Origin of the sequence: Kineosporia babensis, assembly GCF_021129305.1 — a bacterium.
Taxonomy (GTDB): Bacteria; Actinomycetota; Actinomycetes; order Actinomycetales; family Kineosporiaceae; genus Kineosporia; species Kineosporia babensis.
This window is the reverse complement of record NZ_JAJOMB010000004.1, coordinates 410795-427902: the sequence shown is the minus strand read 5'-3', so window position 1 is coordinate 427902 and position 17108 is coordinate 410795. Positions and strand designations below refer to the sequence as shown.

The following is a 17108-nucleotide window of genomic DNA, read 5'->3' as shown; positions in this document are numbered from 1 at the left end:
CCTTCTGCCACCACCACCTCCGCCTCGTCGGGGCCAAGCCCACTCCAGTCGTCCCTCCCCAGCCGCCGCAGCTTCCCCCACCTCTCGCCTCGGCGATAACAGGCTTTAGCGAGATCGCTCTCTCGTTACTGCGTGAGAAAGGGTTGCCCAGGAGCATCTTTCTCACGCAATACCGAGTCAGGTGCGCTGGGCCGGGTCCGGCAGGAACATGCAGGTGAGCCGGGAGGTGCAGACCCGCCGGCCGCCCTCGTCCACGATCTCGATCTGGTAGGTGGCGGTGCTGCGGCCGCGGTGCACCGCCTCGGCCGTGCCGGTGACCAGGCCGGAGCGCACCCCGCGGTGATGGGTGGCGCTGATCTCCAGACCCACCGCGACCATGCCCATCGTCTGGGCGTGCGTGTTGGCGGCCACCGAGCCGATCGTCTCGGCCAGCACCGCCGACGCCCCGCCGTGCAGCAGGCCGAAGGGCTGGGTGTTGCCCTCGACCGGCATCGTCGCGACCGTGCGCTGCGCGCTGATCTCGGTCAGCACGATGCCCATCTTGTCGGTCAAGGCCGAGGAGAAGTCCGGCGCGCCTGCGCCGTCGGCCGTCGGGAGACCAAGACTGTCGGACATGGGTCATAGGGTGTCAGACGTGAGCCCGACAACCACCTCGGGGGCTGCCGATCAGGCCTCCCGCCCGCGCCTCCTGCTGATCGATGGTCACTCCCTGGCCTACCGCGCCTTCTACGCGCTGCCGGTGGAGAACTTCGCCACCGCCACCGGCCAGTTCACCAACGCGGTGTACGGCTTCACCTCGATGCTGATCAACGTCCTGCGCGACGAGTCGCCCGACCACGTCGCGGTCGCCTTCGACGTGTCCCGGCAGTCCTTCCGCACCGAGGCGTACGCGGAGTACAAGGGCAACCGGTCCAAGTCGCCGGACGAGTTCGGCCCGCAGGTCTCGCTGATCAAAGAGGTGCTGGCCGCGCTGCGGGTGCCGGTGCTGGAGAAGCCCGGCTTCGAGGCCGACGACATCATCGCCACCCTGGCCACCCAGGCCGGCGCGGCCGGGTACGAGGTGCTGATCTGCTCCGGCGACCGCGACACGTTCCAGCTGGTGCGCGACAACGTCACGGTGCTCTACCCCACCCGCGGGGTCTCCGAGCTGTCCCGGATGACGCCGGCGGCGGTCGAGGCCAAGTACGGCCTGCTGCCCGAGCGCTACCCCGACCTGGCCGCCCTGGTCGGCGAGACCAGTGACAACCTGCCCGGCATCCCGGGGGTCGGGCCGAAGACGGCGGCCAAGTGGATCGGGCTGTACGGCGACCTGGACGGGGTGGTGGCCAACGCCGACTCGATCAAGGGCAAGGCCGGGCAGAGCCTGCGCGACCACCTGGCCCAGGTCATCCTCAACCGCCAGATCAACGGCCTGGTGAAGGATGTCGAGCTGCCGCTGACCCCGGCCGAGCTGCGGCTGCCCGGCTGGGACCGGGAAGAGGTGCACCAGGTCTTCGACGGCCTGGAGTTCCGGGTGCTGCGCGAGCGACTGTTCGCCACCCTGGCGTCCCCGGAGCCCGAGGCCGAGGGCGGGTTCGACCTGGCTGCCGAGAAGCTCACCGGCGCGGCCGTGGGCGCCTGGCTGAGCGAGAACGCGGCCGTGGCGGTCGGGATCACCGTGCTGGGCACCTGGAAGGCGGGGCACGGCGACGCGTCCGGCATCGCGATCGCGGCCCCCGAGCCGTCGCCCGGCAAGCCCGGCCCGGCCGCCTTCGTCGATCTGGTCGAGGCCGACGCCGAGGCGCTCGCCGCGGTCACCGCCTGGCTGTCCGACCGGTCCCGGCCCAAGGTGCTGCACGACGCCAAGGGCCCGCTCACCGCGCTGTCCGACCGCGGCCTGGCGGTCGAGGGGATCATCGGTGACACCGCTCTGGCCGCCTACCTGTGCCTGCCCGACCAGCGCAGCTACGACCTGGCCGACCTCACGGTGCGGCACCTGGGCCGGCAGCTGAAGGCCGAGGAGGTCCCGGCCAACCAGCAGCTCACCCTCGACATGGACGACTCCGGCCCGGACGAGGCGGACCTGGCCATGGTCCGGGCCCGCGCCGTCATCGACCTGTGGGGCGCCCTGCAGTCCGACCTGGCCGAGCGCAACGCGGCCGGTCTGCTCACCGACGTGGAGCTGCCGCTGCTCGGGGTGCTGCGCACGATGGAGCACCACGGCATCGCGATCGACCAGGACGCGCTGGGCGACCTGGACAGCTACTTCGCCGCCGCGGTGGCGGACGCGGGCAAGCAGGCGTTCGAGGCGATCGGCAAGGAGATCAACCTCGGCTCGCCCAAGCAGCTGCAGGTGGTGCTGTTCGACGAGCTGGACATGCCCAAGACCAAGCGCACCAAGACCGGGTACACCACCGACGCCGAGGCCCTGGCCGACCTCTTCGCCAAGACCGAGCACCCGTTCCTGGCTCACCTGCTGCGCCACCGGGACGCCACCAAGCTGCGCCAGACGGTGGAGGGCCTGCTCAAGGCGATCGGCGACGACGGCCGCATCCACACCACCTACCTGCAGACGATCGCGGCCACCGGGCGGCTGTCCAGCACCGAGCCGAACCTGCAGAACATCCCGGTCCGGACCGAGGAGGGCCGCCGGATCCGCGAGACCTTCGTGGTCGGGCCGGGCTTCGAGTGCCTGCTGACCGCGGACTACTCGCAGATCGAGATGCGGATCATGGCCCACCTCTCCCAGGACGAGGGCCTGATCGAGGCCTTCCGCTCCGGCGAGGACCTGCACCGTTTCGTCGGCAGCCGGGTGTTCTCGGTGGAGCCGGCCGACGTCACCGCCGAGATGCGCTCGAAGATCAAGGCGATGAGCTACGGCCTGGCGTACGGTCTTTCGGCGTTCGGCCTGTCCCGTCAGCTGAACATCCCGGTCGACGAGGCGAAGACCCTGATGGACGACTACTTCGACCGGTTCGGCGGGGTGCGCGACTACCTGCACGGCGTGGTCGACGAGGCCCGCCGGACCGGCTACACCGAGACCATCCTGGGCCGCCGCCGGTACCTGCCCGACCTGGTCAGCGACAACCGCCAGCGCCGCGAGATGGCCGAGCGGATGGCCCTGAACGCCCCGATCCAGGGCTCGGCGGCCGACATCGTCAAGGTGGCCATGCTCGCGGTGGAGGAGAAGCTGCGCGAGCAGGGGCTGCGCTCGCGGATGCTGCTGCAGGTGCACGACGAACTGGTGCTGGAGGTCTGGCCCGGCGAGCGCGAGCAGGTCGAGGCCCTGGTCCGCGAGGGCATGGCCGGCGCGGCCGAGCTCAACGTGCCGCTGGACGTCTCGGTGGGCGTGGGGCAGTCGTGGCACGAGGCCGCCCACTAACGGTACGCCCACAGAACGGTAGGAGCAGGCGGTCCCGGCCGGACCAGGCGATCCGGTCGACAGACTGGAAGGCGGCCGGCCGGGACACCATGCCGGCCGGGACACCATGCCGGCCGGGACACCATGCCGGCCGGGACACCATGCCGGCCGGGACACCATGCCGGCCGGGACCTCCAGGCTGGCCGGGACCTCCAGGCTGGCCGGGACCTCCAGGCTGGCCGGGACCTCCAGGCTGGCCGGGGCCTCCAGGCTGGCCGGGGCCTCCGAGATGAAGGACGTCGGTGTTGGCTGACGGTGTCCGGGTGGCCCGGTGGTCCGGGCAGCCAGATCACTCGGCCCGGTCGAAGCCGGGCCCTAGTTCTCCGGCGGCGCGTACAGTTCGCCCGGTGAAACCATGTCCGGTCGCCCGTTGAAACCACGTCCGGCTGCGGTAGCGATCCTGCCTGCCGAACCCGGTGTGTACCGCTTCCGCGACGCCACCGGCAAGGCCCTCTACATCGGCCGGGCCGGCAATCTCCGGCGGCGGGTCGGCTCCTACTGGGGTGCCCTGGCCGACCGTCCTCGCCTGCGCCGGATGGTGCCGCAGGTCGCCGCGATCGAGGCCCTGGTCTGCGAGTCCGAGCACGAGGCGGCCTGGCTCGAGCGAAACCTGTTGCAGCGCAGCAAACCGCGCTGGAACCGGGCTCGGGGCGGGCAGGAACTACCGGTGTACCTCCGGCTCGACGACTCGGCCGCGGCCCCACGTCTCGATCTGGTCTTCGGCGTCGAAGCCCGGCCCGGCGTCAGGTATTTCGGGCCCTACCTGGGCTCGGGCAAGGTGCGGGCCGCGCTGGCCGGGCTCCGGCGTTGCTACCCGCTGGCCTACACCGGCTCCCGGCTCACCGCGGCCGAACGGGACATGGCGGCCACTCGTGGGGTGAACTCCGCCGACCGGGCCACGCTGGTCGCCGCCGTGGTCGCCGCGCTGGAACGGGCCGACGACGACGCAGCGCTGAAGCTCCTGAGCGAAAGACGCGACCGGGCCTCGGCCGATCTGCTCTTCGAGATCGCGGCCGCGGTGCAGGACGAGATCGAGGGCCTGACCTGGGTGGTCGCCCCGCAGCGGATGACCGTCGACGGCAGGCCGGACCAGGTGCTGGCCGGCGAGAGCGACGGGTTCGGCCTGCGGCTCCTCGTCCGGGACGGCCGGGTGTGCGAGTGGAAACAGGGCAGTGGCCTGCGGCTCGGCCCGAAGAGCACAGCAGCCGGCGACTGGGACGTCTTCCTCAAGCGCAACGCAGCCCTGGCCGCTGAACTGGCCACGCTGCCGGTGATCAGAGCTGCCGGTGATCAGAGTTTCTGACTGACGAAGATCGCGGTGCCAGGGATCAGCCGACCGCGCAGGGGACTCCAGGAGCCCCACGCCCGGCTGACTTCGGCAGGCCATTCCGGCTCGACCAGATCCACCAGCCGGAACCCGGCGGCGGCGAGCTCGCGCACCCGGTCACCGACCGTCCGGTGGTGCTCGGAGTAGCTGACCGTGCCGCGTTCGTCCGTCTCCACGTAAGGGGTTCGGTCGAAGTAAGACCGGCGCACAGTCAGTCCGCCCTCACCGGCGTCGTCCGGGAAGGCCCAGCGCACCGGGTGGGTCACGGAGAACACCCAACGGCCGCCGGGGCGCAGTACCCGGGCGACTTCGGCATGGACGCGTTCGGGATCGGCGACGAAGGGGAGCGCTCCGTAAGCCGTAAACACAATGTCGAAGGACGCGTCGGCGAAAGGAAGCACGCGGGCGTCACAGGCGAGGCGAGGAGGCAAGGACGCGGCCGAGGGGGAGCCCGACTCGCACGTCGCGCCTTCGGTTCCGCGCGGCTGGTGGACGACGGTGGCCCGTTGCAGCATTCCGATGGACAGGTCTGTGGCCAGGGCCCTCGCTCCCTGTCCGTGGAGCCAGATCGAACTGTCCGCCGTCCCGGCGCCGATCTCGAGGACGTCCTTGCCCGCTACCGGCCCGAGCAGTCCCGCTGCGGCCTCGTCCAGCAGTTCCGGTCCCCAGACCAGCCGGCCGGCCAGGTCGGCGCCGTGCTCGTGGTGGTACTCGGCCGCGTTGGCGTCCCACCACTCGCGGCCCGCACGTACGCTCTCCTGCGCCCCGGCGTCGCGGTAGCCGGCGGATCGCAGATCGGCGGAAGAAGTCACGGCGCCATCCAAGCGCACTCCGCTCATCAGGTGCGTACCGCTCGAGGGGGCGCCGAGGACGTCGGTGACCACCTCGTCCTCTGCTCGGAACGGGTGGTCCGGGCGCTACCCGCCGGGATCCGTCCCGCGAAGGTCAGAGTGCGTCCCGAGCCCGGGCGTGTCGCAGCCGGGGCGGCTTTGCCCTGCCTTCGCGCGGGGGATAGGCTATGGGAGGCGCAGCTGGGCTTGCCTACCGTCTGAGATCGGCCGAAGCATCACGGACCGGTTCCGGAGCAGCGAGTTCTCCCGCACCCAGAGCACTGAACGTGTCCTGTCCCGTCTACCAACAGTCCGCATCGGAGCCCCTACTTTATGACCACCAGCACGGCCGAAAAGGCGCGCACCCCGCAGATCGCGATCAACGACATCGGCACCGAGGCCGATTTCCTTGCGGCCATCGACGAGACGATCAAGTACTTCAACGACGGGGACATCGTCTCCGGCACGATCGTCAAGGTCGACCGCGACGAGGTGCTCCTCGACATCGGCTACAAGACCGAGGGCGTCATCCCCTCGCGTGAACTCTCGATCAAGCACGACGTCGACCCCAACGAGGTCGTCACCGTCGGCGACGAGGTCGAGGCTCTTGTTCTCCAGAAGGAGGACAAGGAGGGGCGCCTGATCCTCTCGAAGAAGCGTGCCCAGTACGAACGTGCGTGGGGCACCATCGAGAAGATCAAGGAAGAGGACGGCATCGTCACCGGTACGGTGATCGAGGTCGTCAAGGGTGGTCTGATCCTCGACATCGGCCTGCGCGGCTTCCTCCCGGCCTCGCTGGTTGAGATGCGCCGCGTCCGTGACCTGCAGCCCTACGTGGGCAAGCAGATCGAGGCCAAGATCATCGAGCTGGACAAGAACCGCAACAACGTGGTCCTGTCCCGCCGCGCCTGGCTCGAGCAGACCCAGTCGGAGGTGCGCCAGACCTTCCTGCAGACCCTGCAGAAGGGCCAGGTCCGCTCCGGTGTGGTCTCCTCCATCGTCAACTTCGGCGCCTTCGTCGACCTCGGTGGGGTCGACGGTCTGGTGCACGTCTCCGAGCTGTCCTGGAAGCACATCGACCACCCGGGTGAGGTTGTCGAGGTCGGCCAGGAGGTCACGGTCGAGGTCCTCGACGTCGACATGGACCGCGAGCGCGTGTCCCTGTCGCTGAAGGCGACCCAGGAAGACCCGTGGCAGCAGTTCGCCCGGACCCACGCGATCGGTCAGGTCGTGCCGGGTAAGGTCACCAAGCTGGTGCCGTTCGGTGCGTTCGTCCGCGTCGACGAGGGCATCGAGGGCCTGGTCCACATCTCCGAGCTGGCCGAGCGCCACGTGGAGATCCCGGAGCAGGTCGTCCAGGTCAACGACCCGATCTTCGTCAAGGTCATCGACATCGACCTGGAGCGTCGCCGGATCTCGCTGTCGCTGAAGCAGGCCAACGAGGCCGGCTCCGGTGCGGGCGCCGAGACGTTCGACCCGGCCCTGTACGGCATGGCGGCCGAGTACGACGAGGCCGGCAACTACAAGTACCCCGAGGGCTTCGACCCCGAGACCAACGACTGGCTCGAAGGTTTCGAGAAGCAGCGCGAGGAGTGGGAAGCGCAGTACGCCGCGGCCCACGAGCGCTGGGAAGCCCACCGCAAGCAGATCGAGGAGGCGAGCGCGGCCGAGGCCGAGGCCCGCGCCGCCGGTGTCGACGAGGCCGCGGCCTCGTCGTCCTCCAGCGGTTCCTCCTCGAGCTCGAGCTACTCCAGCGAGCAGCCGGCGGCCGAGGGCACCCTCGCCACCGACGAGGCGCTGGCCGCTCTGCGGGAGAAGCTGACCGGCGGCGCCTGATCGCCCGCTGACCAGCTGTAGGTCGTAGTGCCGGAAGGTCCGGTCCCCTGGTGGGGCCGGGCCTTCCGGTGTTTGCGGGCAGAGCAGAACTGTGGACGTCGGTCGCGCCGGCGGGCGTCCCTCACCTTCTGGTCCGGTCGGGAACCAGGGACTACATCGGCGATGCCGAGGGCCGCCGTCGGCACGCCGCCCGGCTGACCGGTGGGTAGCCCGGAGCGCCCTAGACTGCTCGCCATGGTCCGCACAGCGCTCACCGGCGGCATCGGCGCCGGTAAGTCCACGGTTTCCCGGCGGCTTTCCGACCTGGGGGCGCTGATCCTCGACGCGGACGTGATCGCCCGGGAAGTGGTCGAACCGGGCACCGGCGGGCTCGCCGAGATCGTCCAGGTCTTCGGCAAGAAGGTGCTCACCGAGGACGCCCGGCTGAACCGCCCGGCCCTGGGCCAGATCGTCTTCGCCGACGACGAGAAACTGGCCAAGCTGAACCAGATCGTGCACCCGCGGGTGGCCTCACGGATGGAAGAGATCGTCGCGGCCGCCCCGCCGGACGCAGTGCTGGTGCACGACGTCCCCCTGCTCGCGGAGAACCCCAACCGGGCGGAGTACGACCTGGTGATGGTTGTGTTCACCCCGGAGGAGGAGCGGATCCGGCGGCTGATCGCCGACCGCGGGATGACCAAGAAGGACGCCAAGGCCCGCATCCGTGCCCAGGCCTCGGACGAGGAACGGGCCGCGATCGCCGACGTGGTGCTGGACAACTCGGGTTCGCTCGCGGCCACCCTGGCGCAGGTGGACGCCTGCTGGCGCAATCGGATCGAGCCGCTGCGCCATCAGGACGGCTGAACCGGCTCGATAACAGGCCGTGGAGCAGGCTGTTGCCCGGCCCGGCCGCGCTGGGGAACAAGACTGTCGGTGGCTGCGCTTACCGTAGTCGTCATGAGGCCAGTCACCGATCTCAAGCGCACGGTCGCACCCTTCACCGTGGTCTCGGAATACCAGCCCAGCGGCGACCAGCCGGCCGCCATCGCCGAGCTGGCCAAGCGGGTCAAGGCGGGGGACGAGCACACCGTCCTGCTGGGGGCCACCGGTACCGGTAAGTCCGCCACCACCGCCTGGCTGATCGAGCAGGTGCAGCGGCCCACGCTGATCATGGCGCCGAACAAGACCCTGGCCGCCCAGCTGGCCAACGAGTTCCGCGAGCTGCTGCCGAACAACGCGGTCGAGTACTTCGTCTCGTACTACGACTACTACCAGCCCGAGGCGTACGTCCCGCAGACCGACACCTACATCGAGAAGGACTCCTCGATCAACGAGGAGGTCGAGCGGCTGCGGCACTCGGCCACCAACTCGCTGCTCACCCGGCGCGACGTGGTGGTGGTCGCCACCGTCTCCTGCATCTACGGCCTGGGTACCCCGCAGGAGTACATCGACCAGATGCAGACGGTGAAGGTCGGCCAGCAGATCGACCGGGACGACATGCTGCGCCAGTTCGTGCAGATGCAGTACTCCCGCAACGACCTGGCCTTCACCCGCGGCACCTTCCGGGTCCGGGGCGACACGGTCGAGATCATCCCGGTCTACGAGGAACTGGCCATCCGGATCGAGTTCTTCGGCGACGAGATCGACCGGATCTACACGCTGCACCCGCTCACCGGCGAGATCGTGCGCGAGGAGAAGGAGATGTACATCTTCCCGGCCTCGCACTACGTCGCCGGGCCGGAGCGGATGCACCGGGCGATCGAGGCGATCGAGGTCGAGCTGGCCGAGCGGCTGGAGGAGCTGGAGCGCCAGGGCAAGCTGCTGGAGGCCCAGCGGCTGCGGATGCGCACCACCTACGACATCGAGATGATGCGCCAGGTCGGGTCCTGCTCGGGCATCGAGAACTACTCCTTCCACATGGACGACCGGCCCAAGGGCAGCGCCCCGAACTGCCTGCTCGACTACTTCCCCGAAGACTTCCTGCTGGTGCTGGACGAGTCGCACAGCACGGTGCCGCAGATCGGCGCGATGTACGAGGGCGACGCCTCGCGCAAGCGCACCCTGGTCGACCACGGCTTCCGGCTGCCCAGCGCGATGGACAACCGCCCGCTGAAGTGGGAGGAGTTCGCCGACCGGATCGGCCAGGCGGTGTACCTGTCGGCCACCCCCGGGCAGTACGAGCTGGGCCGGGCCGACGGGGTGGTCGAGCAGATCATCCGCCCCACCGGCCTGATCGACCCGCAGATCGTGGTCAAGCCGACCAAGGGCCAGATCGACGACCTGCTGGGCGAGATCCGCGAGCGCGCCGAGAAGGACGAGCGGGTGCTGGTCACCACGCTCACCAAGAAGATGTCCGAGGACCTCACCGACTACCTGCTCGAGCAGGGTGTGCGGGTGCGCTACCTGCACTCCGAGGTGGACACGCTGCGCCGGGTGGAGCTGCTGCGCGAGCTGCGCAAGGGCGAGTTCGACGTGCTGGTCGGGATCAACCTGCTGCGGGAGGGCCTCGACCTGCCCGAGGTGTCGCTGGTCAGCATCCTGGACGCGGACAAGGAGGGCTTCCTGCGCTCGTCCACCTCGCTGATCCAGACCATCGGCCGGGCCGCCCGTAACGTCAGCGGTGCGGTGCACATGTACGCCGACAAGATCACGCCCTCGATGGAGTACGCGATCGGCGAGACCAACCGCCGCCGCGAGAAGCAGGTCGCGTACAACACCGAGCACGGCATCGACCCGCAGCCGCTGCGCAAGAAGATCCAGGACATCACCGACATGCTCGCCCGTGAGGACGAGGACACCGAGGAGCTGATCGGTGGCGGTGGCCGGCAGCGCAGCCGGGGCAAGGCCCCGGTGCCGGGCATGAGCAGCGCCGCCCGCGCCGCCGGGGTGGAGAACGTGCCCGCCACCGACCTGGCCGACCTGATCCAGCAGCTGACCGACCAGATGCACACCGCGGCCACCGAGCTGCAGTTCGAGCTGGCGGCCCGGCTGCGCGACGAGATCCGCGAGCTGAAGAAGGAGCTGAGGGGGATGAAGGCCGCCAACGCCTGAGCCCGGACGGGCCGGGGGATGGGCCCGCCGGGAGGAGCCTGGGCTCGGGAGCTGGCTCGGAACGTGGTCCGGACCTGCGGATCATGCCGCCATCCGTATGTCCTTGCTGCCGTGGGAGGTCTCGGCTTGAGAACATGGCCGGGATGAAACCCTCGCCCATCCTCCTGCGCACAGAGAGCACGTTCTGTCCGCTGCTGCGCCCGGCCGACGAGCGCTCCCACGCCCTGGCCCAGCGGGGCTGGTCGGGGGCCGGGCTGGCGGTGCGGACCGTGCGCGGTCGCAAATGCCGCACCCAGCAGGGTCTGTTCGACGAGTTCGCGGCCGCGCTGCAGTTCCCCTGGTACTTCACCGAGAACTGGGACGGGTTCGGCGACTGTCTGGCCGATCTGGACTGGATTCCCCAGCAGGCCGGCTATGTGCTGATCGTCAAGGAGCCCGAGCTGGTGCTGGCCGACGACGACCCGGCCCAGTTCGAGGTGCTGCTCGACGTGCTGCGGATGGTGTCGGCGGAATGGGGCACCGCGGTCGAGTTCGGCGAATGGCGCGACCGGCCGCCGGTCCCGTTCCACATCGTGCTGGCCTGCCTGCCGCGGCACACCGACGAGACCCGCAACCGCTGGGAACCGCACGCCGAGGTCATCCTGCTGCCGGACCTGCCCGACACCGCTGGCTGAAAACCCCCGATGGGGAACGTTCGCTACCCAACCGGTGGCGAACGTCCCCCATCAAGTACTAAACCGGCGCAGCTGCACTCCAGTCGCCCATCACGTCCTGCGCCGAAGTGTCGGCCAGGGTGCCCAGCACCGGGTGCAGGTCGAGCACGGGGGAGTAGCGGCTGGCCGGGGTCTGCCGGCCCAGCGCCTCCGCCATCGCCCGGACGTGGTGCGGCGCGCCACCGCAGCAGATCCCCACGAACGAGACCCCGAGATCGGCCGCCTGCTGCGCCCACTCGGCCATCTCGAACCGGGTGTGCGCAAAAGGCTCCAGCGCGATCGGGAACGCCCGCCCGCCGGCCGGCAGTTCCAGCGACTCAAAAGCCGGGGTAGCGGCATTCGTCCGATAGGGCACCGGCTGGGCCGCAATGGGGATGTCCACCGCAGCACGGAGCTTTTCGAGCATTGGCTGCATGGTCTCCGGCCCCCGCGAGCAGTTGAACCCGACCACGGCAGCACCGGCGTCGGCCAGGCGCTTGCAGGCCTCGATGTAGTCGTAACCGTCGTAGGTCTGTTCCGGTTGCACGCTGGCGAAGGTGACCACGGCCGGCAGATTCAGCTCCTGGCACACCTCCAGCCCGATCAGCGCCTCCCCGACGAAGTCGTTGGTCTCGGCGATGACGAAGTCCACGCCCTCCTCGACCGCCCAGCCGAGCTGCTCCCGGTACTGCTCCCGCACCACGGCGCCCGACTCCACCGGCCGCGAAGGGTCGTACGACCAGGTGTTGCAGATGTTCCCGGCCACCAGCGCGCCACCCTCGGCAGCAACCTCGTTGGCGATCCGGACGGCCTGCCGGTTCAGCTCCTCCAGCTGCCCGTCGCGGCCGACGGCTTTCAGTTTCTCCCGGTGCGCGTAATACGTCAGTGCCACCATCACATCGGCGCCCGCGCGCAGGAACTCGCGGTGCAACTGCCGCAGCGCCTCCGGCTCGTCGAGGATGACCTCGGGCACGTACGGGCCGGCCTTGATGTAGCCGCGGCGCTCGAGCTCGAAGACGTAGCCCTCGGCGCCGATCATCACGCCGTCTGCCAACCGCTCGGTGAAGCTGCGGGAGCTGGGTCGGGTCATGCTCTGGTTCCTTGTCTGGAAGAGGGATTCAGGTGGTGACGAAGCGACCGGGGTTGAATCGGGCGACGTCGTAGACGGTGCCTTCCTGGCAGGACAGTTCGGCCAGCACCCGGCCGACCCAGGGGGCGTACTTGTAACCGGTGCCGCGCCAGCCGACTCCGACGAACACGTTGCCGAAGCCCGGTACCGCCCCGAGAACGAAGTCGTCGTCGGCGACCAGGTCGTAGTCGCAGCCGTCGACGTCGGTCACCGGGGTGGACTCGGCCCCGAGCAGATCGGGCATGCACTGCTCGACGAAGTCCCCGACGCTGTTGATGCTGGTGGTGCCGCGCGGCATGTCCGGCGGGTTGTAGAAGCCGATCTTCACCGCGTCCACCACTCCCTCGACGATCGGGTGCAGGTAGATTCCGGTGTCCAGGTAGGCGATCACCGGCATCCGGTCCGAGGTGTACAGGTGCCGGGTCTCGGCCGGAGGGGTGTAGTACCGCGCCTCGCTGGGCCGGTCCTTGGTGATCGGTACCCGAAGCTGGTTGCCCGGCAGCAGATCGAGGACGTCGTTGGTCCCGTGCCCGGCGGTGATCACCAGGGAGCGAGTGGTGAAGGTGCCGGCCGAAGTGGTGACCCGTACGTAACCGTCGCTTTCGGCGATCGTGCTGGTGGACGTCCGTTGATGGACCGCAACCCCCGCCTCGGCGAGCGACTTCTGCAGCGTGGCGGTGACCGTGCGCAGATCGACCAGGCCGCCGATCGGGTCCAGATCGGCCAGATCCGCCTTCAGGTTGGGGTATTGCGCGGCGATGCCGTCGGTGTCCAACGAGGTCACCGGAATGCCCAGGCGCCGCAGCACGTCGCTGCTCAACGTGGCGTAGGTGTTCTCGAGGTCCGGGGTGATCTGCTTGCTGGCGACGTTCATGCACCCGCATCGCACCAGAACGTCGGCGCCGGTGGCGGATTCGAACTCGCTCCAGAGCCGGATCGCCTCGTCGGCGAAGCGGGTGTACCCGGCCTCCAGGTAGTCCCGGCGGTAGGAACGGGTGCGGCCGAACGACGCGGTCGCCGGATCTCCGATCTCGCCCACCTCGATCACCGCCACCCGGGACCGGTTGCGGCTCGCCTGGTACGCGGTGAACAGGCCCATCACCCCGCCGCCGATGACCAGCAGGTCAAGGACGTCGTCCGGCTCGTTCGTCATGAACTGTTTCCCTTTCTTTCACAGCTGTAGCCGAAGACTAGGGCTCGTGGGGACGCTGGGGGAGGGGTGTCGGTGAAGCGCTTCACCGATTTAACAATCGCCCCCTTAATGGTGACTGGCAGTCAACTCTGGTGAAGGGGTTGCATGGGTGAAGCTGCGGCCCGTGCTCCCGCGCCACCGGTCCGGCGGCCCGTATCCGATTCGGGTCCGTAACGGCGTCCGCGCTGCTCACCTGCCTTCGGATCGAACAACGGACGTTGTGGCCGGCCGGGGTGCGCAAGGTCCCGTCCGGGGGTCGGTCCTCAGGCGTTCGGACCATCCGGTTAGACCAAGAGTGTCTCTACGTTCACTCTGTGTCAGACTCGCGCCGTGGGGTGGCGTACGAACGATGAAGCCGGGGCGGACCGCGGACCACGGATCCGGATCAGGAGACCGTGGTTGCTGACCGCCGCAGTCGCCATGCTCGCGGTGGTGGGTGCGGGGGCCTGGCTGGCGGTGCGGGCCAAGCAGGTGCAGGGCGCGGTGCAGGTGCTGCAGGCCGACGGCCTGGTGCTGCAGGGGAACCTGGAAAGTTATGACCTGGTCGCCACGGGGGAGTCGCTGGCCAAGGTGCGCGCAAGTGCCGAGCGGGTGGACTCCCTGACCTCTGACCCGGTCTGGGCGGTGGCCAGCTATGTACCTGTCCTCGGCCGTGATCTGTACGCCGCACGCCAGGTCGGCCGGTCGATGAACGACATCACCAAGAGCGCGGCCCCGCTGGAGGCGGCCCTGCCGCGGCTGAAGCCGACCGGGGCGTCCGGTACCCAGGGGCAACTGGACACCGCGGCGATCCAGGACATTGCCGATGCGATGCCTGGTCTTTCGGCGGCGATCTCAGCCGGTGCGGTCCGGGTCGGCGAACTCGACACCAGCAAGCTCCGGCCCGAGGTGGCCCGTGGTGTCACTCTGCTGAACCAGGGGCTGAACTCGGCTCGGGGCCCGTTCGCCGACTCGGTGCCGATCCTGCAGCAACTGCCCGGCATGCTCGGCTCCGACGGTCGCAAGACCTGGCTGGTGCTGCTGCAGCAGGATGCCGAGGCCCGGGGAACCGGAGGCCTGGTAGGTGCTTTCGCAGAGCTGCACACCGAGCAGGGCCGGATGGAGCTGGCCGACGCCGAGTCTCGCTCCAAGCTGGACGCCGGCCCGGCCATCCCGGCCACGGTCGCGCCGGACAGCCTGCGCAAGCACTACGGCCGGGACCTCACCGAATGGGCGGGATTCAACGCCAGCCCGCACTTCCCGCACACCGGTGTGCTCGCGGCCTCCGGCTGGAAGGCCCGGACCCGGGAGCAGATCGACTTCGTGGCCGGGGTGGACCAGAACGTGGTCGCGGCCATGCTCGCGGCCACCGGGCCGGTGAAAGTTCGTAACGTGCAGGTTGATTCGTCCAACGCCGTGCAGTTCCTGAGCCGGGGCGTCTACTCGCGCTGGTCGGATCCGGCGGAGGTGGATGCGGTGACCACCGAACTCGTCGAAGCGGTTTTCGGTAAGTTCTCCAGTGGCGAGTTCAGCCTGCCGACGCTGATCAAGTCGCTGCGCGACCCGGTCCGGGAGCGTCGGCTGCTGCTGTGGGCCGGTGACAATGATGTCCAGGACCAGCTGGAGCAGCTCAGCGTCTCCGGCACTCTGCCCGGTGATCCGGGACCGTTCGCCATGGCCGTGATCAACAACGGTGGTGGCAACAAGATGGACGCCTACCTGCAGCTGGACACCAAGTACAGTCCAGGCTCCTGCACCAACAGTGCCAGGACCGGCCAGATTTCGGTCACCCTGGACAACATGGCTCCCAAGGATGGGAAAGGGCTGCCGTCCTACGTCAATGTCCGCAGCGACCTCCTGCAGAAGGGCATCAGGGGGAAACAGACGCGGGACGGCAGTAATCGGATCGTGCTGGACATCTACGGGCCGGTGGGGAGCACCGCCGTCCTTGCTCAGATCGACGGGACGACGGTCGCGCCCATCATCGGGAGCGACACCAATCATCCGGTCTGGCGGGTGATCGTGCCGATCCAGGCCGGTCAGCAGCGGACGGTGAACGTCGTGATGTCCACTCCGGTCGTCGAGGACGACGCCGGGCTGACCCCGGTCGTGCTGAACCAGCCCATGGTGAGGCCGGCCACCAGCAGCTCCGAACCGCTGACCGCCTGCAAGACCTCATCCGTCGTCGGGGGCTGACCACCGTTCCCGATCGCTCTTCCCGAAGGGACCAGCGAGTCATGGCCTTAAGATCGAGATCCGGAAAACTAGCAATCGCCGGGGCGCTGACCCTGGTCGGGGTCGGCGGTGGCATCGCTTACGCCTACCCGCCCGGGACCCCGATGGAGGTGTCCGCCAGCGCCGCCCCGAACGGGGACGGGACGGCGGACGTCACGGTGACCGTGACCCAGGTGAATCCGACGTGCTCCACCCGCATCATCATCGACGGGGTCGAGTACGCCGTTCTGCCCCCTGGTCAGACGTCGATCGAGGTCCCCAACGTCCCGGCCGAGGAGGGGCGCCAACGGGTGCGGGCCCGGAACGTGAACTGCGCAGAGGGCGACAAAGAGCACGCTCGTGCGGATTTCACGGTCCTGAACGGTGCGATCAGCACCGACAGCGATCTGGTGACGGGTAAGAACGTGCGGTTCGAACTGACCGGGATGGCGCCGGTGGGCGCCGAGGTCTCGGTGACGGCCACCCGGCTGGGCGGGGGCAGTTCCCCGGAACCGCAGAGCGACCGGGTCGACCGGCGGGGCAAGGCCAAGGTGAAGTTCAAGTTCACCCAGTCCGGCACCTACGCGATCAGCGCCACGATCGACGGCCAGAGCGTGGCCAGCACCAGCGTGACAATTTCCTGAGACCGGCCCGGCGCCGCCGGTTTCCACCTGGAGACCGGCGGCACCGAATCCGACGACCGGTGATGGTCCCTTCCGTCACCGGTCAACAGCCCGGCCGGCCGTCCCGACCTCACCCCCGGGGCGGTCGGCCGGGCTGATTCGGCGTGTCCACATTCCCTTCCAGTACCGAGCTCGACACAGAACCACAGGGGATCTCACCGTGATGTCCGCAGGACCCAGCGACACCGAAATGCCCTCCGGCGAGACGGACGACGAGCCGGACCACGGACCCGCCGGAGCCCCGCGAGCCCTGATCGCCCTGGGCTCGCTCGTGGTGCTCGGCGCCATCGTCTGGGGAGCCAGTGCCGTGATCGACAACGGCCCGGCCGAGGACAGCGAACCGCTGGCCCGGAACACCGGCGGGCCGCTGCCGTGGCGGATGGAAGGTTCCCCGGCTCCCGACGAGAACCCGGCTGCGATCGAGCGCCCGGTGGTGCTGTTCGACGATCCGGTGACGATCGAGAGCGGCCTGGGCGTGGACCTCGACCGGATCGACGCGGACAAGCCCGGTGCCCAGGACGTGTTCTGGTCGCAGCGCAGCGGCCTTTCGGTGAAGACCGGCAGCCTCTACCTCGACCAGGGTCTGCCCGCCGACGCCGCCCAACGCTGCGCGACGGCAGTGGCGGAGGTGGCGGACGACACCGAGGGCTACCCTTCGCTCGACGTCTTTCCCGGAGACCAGTTCTGCCTGAGCACTTCCGAAGGCCGGATCGCCTGGCTGCGGATCGGCGAGGGCTCCGCCAAGGCCGACGAACTGGCCGTTCAGGTCACGGTCTGGGACGGCATCCCGAGCTGA

The 17108-nt window shown here is 69.2% G+C and carries 13 protein-coding genes; 9 read left to right on the top strand and 4 right to left on the bottom strand.

Translation table 11 applies throughout. The features are described from left to right. Positions 1–177: 177 nt before the first annotated feature. Positions 178–615: a hotdog fold thioesterase gene (locus LR394_RS10780; RefSeq protein WP_231440559.1), complete on the bottom strand. Its 438-nt coding sequence runs from the start codon at positions 613–615 to the stop codon at positions 178–180. Between LR394_RS10780 and polA the strand changes: the two genes are divergently transcribed. Both polA and LR394_RS10770 read left to right on the top strand, forming a co-directional pair. Beyond that, on the top strand, positions 614–3361 hold the full coding sequence (polA, locus tag LR394_RS10775; RefSeq protein ID WP_407937012.1) for a DNA polymerase I: 2748 nt from the start codon (positions 614–616) through the stop codon (positions 3359–3361). The two genes, LR394_RS10780 and polA, sit on opposite strands and share 2 nt — an antisense overlap. A 394-nt stretch (positions 3362–3755) precedes the next feature. Then, complete coding sequence (locus tag LR394_RS10770) at positions 3756–4703, top strand: GIY-YIG nuclease family protein (protein ID WP_231440557.1); 948 nt, start codon at positions 3756–3758, stop codon at positions 4701–4703. Here the strand turns inward: LR394_RS10770 and LR394_RS10765 are convergent. Continuing rightward, positions 4691–5611: a class I SAM-dependent methyltransferase gene (locus tag LR394_RS10765; RefSeq protein WP_231440556.1), complete on the bottom strand. Its 921-nt coding sequence runs from the start codon at positions 5609–5611 to the stop codon at positions 4691–4693. The two genes, LR394_RS10770 and LR394_RS10765, sit on opposite strands and share 13 nt — an antisense overlap. 279 nt (positions 5612–5890) lie before the next feature. Here LR394_RS10765 and rpsA point away from each other — a divergent pair, with 279 nt between their 5' ends. The 4 genes from rpsA (at position 5891) to LR394_RS10745 (ending at position 11097) form a co-directional block, all read left to right on the top strand. Then, positions 5891–7393 carry a 30S ribosomal protein S1 gene (gene rpsA, locus LR394_RS10760; protein WP_231440555.1) on the top strand — a complete coding sequence of 501 codons (1503 nt, stop codon included), beginning with the start codon at positions 5891–5893 and terminating at the stop codon, positions 7391–7393. A 234-nt stretch (positions 7394–7627) separates the two neighbouring features. Further along, complete coding sequence (gene coaE, locus LR394_RS10755) at positions 7628–8236, top strand: dephospho-CoA kinase (RefSeq protein WP_231440554.1); 609 nt, start codon at positions 7628–7630, stop codon at positions 8234–8236. 93 nt (positions 8237–8329) lie between these two features. Next, entirely contained in the window at positions 8330–10423 is a 2094-nt protein-coding gene (gene uvrB / locus LR394_RS10750; RefSeq protein ID WP_231440553.1) for an excinuclease ABC subunit UvrB, read from the top strand. 143 nt (positions 10424–10566) lie between these two features. After that, positions 10567–11097, top strand: coding sequence for a barstar family protein (locus tag LR394_RS10745; RefSeq protein ID WP_231440552.1), 531 nt, complete (start codon positions 10567–10569; stop codon positions 11095–11097). Between the two features lie 58 nt (positions 11098–11155). On the opposite strand, the gene LR394_RS10740 is transcribed toward LR394_RS10745, so the two are convergent. Next, the gene (locus tag LR394_RS10740) at positions 11156–12205 is read right to left on the bottom strand and encodes a homocysteine S-methyltransferase family protein (protein ID WP_231440551.1); all 1050 of its coding nucleotides are present in this window, start codon (positions 12203–12205) and stop codon (positions 11156–11158) included. Between the two features lie 28 nt (positions 12206–12233). Continuing rightward, positions 12234–13397: an NAD(P)/FAD-dependent oxidoreductase gene (locus LR394_RS10735; RefSeq protein ID WP_231440550.1), complete on the bottom strand. Its 1164-nt coding sequence runs from the start codon at positions 13395–13397 to the stop codon at positions 12234–12236. A 438-nt stretch (positions 13398–13835) separates the two neighbouring features. Here LR394_RS10735 and LR394_RS10730 point away from each other — a divergent pair, with 438 nt between their 5' ends. The 3 genes from LR394_RS10730 (at position 13836) to LR394_RS10720 (ending at position 17108) form a co-directional block, all read left to right on the top strand. Continuing rightward, positions 13836–15611, top strand: coding sequence for a DUF4012 domain-containing protein (locus LR394_RS10730; protein WP_231440549.1), 1776 nt, complete (start codon positions 13836–13838; stop codon positions 15609–15611). A 41-nt stretch (positions 15612–15652) separates the two neighbouring features. Beyond that, positions 15653–16273, top strand: a complete 621-nt coding sequence (locus LR394_RS10725) for a hypothetical protein (protein ID WP_231440548.1) — start codon at positions 15653–15655, stop codon at positions 16271–16273. 202 nt (positions 16274–16475) lie between these two features. Beyond that, on the top strand, positions 16476–17108 hold the full coding sequence (locus LR394_RS10720; protein WP_231440547.1) for a hypothetical protein: 633 nt from the start codon (positions 16476–16478) through the stop codon (positions 17106–17108).

Coding starts and splice junctions, on each gene's coding strand:
- polA (WP_407937012.1), top strand. CDS start 614: ATGGGTCATAGGGTGTCAGACGTGAGCCCGACAACCACCTCGGGGGCT.
- LR394_RS10780 (WP_231440559.1), bottom strand. CDS start 615: ATGTCCGACAGTCTTGGTCTCCCGACGGCCGACGGCGCAGGCGCGCCG.
- LR394_RS10770 (WP_231440557.1), top strand. CDS start 3,756: ATGTCCGGTCGCCCGTTGAAACCACGTCCGGCTGCGGTAGCGATCCTG.
- rpsA (WP_231440555.1), top strand. CDS start 5,891: ATGACCACCAGCACGGCCGAAAAGGCGCGCACCCCGCAGATCGCGATC.
- coaE (WP_231440554.1), top strand. CDS start 7,628: ATGGTCCGCACAGCGCTCACCGGCGGCATCGGCGCCGGTAAGTCCACG.
- uvrB (WP_231440553.1), top strand. CDS start 8,330: ATGAGGCCAGTCACCGATCTCAAGCGCACGGTCGCACCCTTCACCGTG.
- LR394_RS10745 (WP_231440552.1), top strand. CDS start 10,567: ATGAAACCCTCGCCCATCCTCCTGCGCACAGAGAGCACGTTCTGTCCG.
- LR394_RS10740 (WP_231440551.1), bottom strand. CDS start 12,205: ATGACCCGACCCAGCTCCCGCAGCTTCACCGAGCGGTTGGCAGACGGC.
- LR394_RS10735 (WP_231440550.1), bottom strand. CDS start 13,397: ATGACGAACGAGCCGGACGACGTCCTTGACCTGCTGGTCATCGGCGGC.
- LR394_RS10725 (WP_231440548.1), top strand. CDS start 15,653: ATGGCCTTAAGATCGAGATCCGGAAAACTAGCAATCGCCGGGGCGCTG.
- LR394_RS10720 (WP_231440547.1), top strand. CDS start 16,476: ATGTCCGCAGGACCCAGCGACACCGAAATGCCCTCCGGCGAGACGGAC.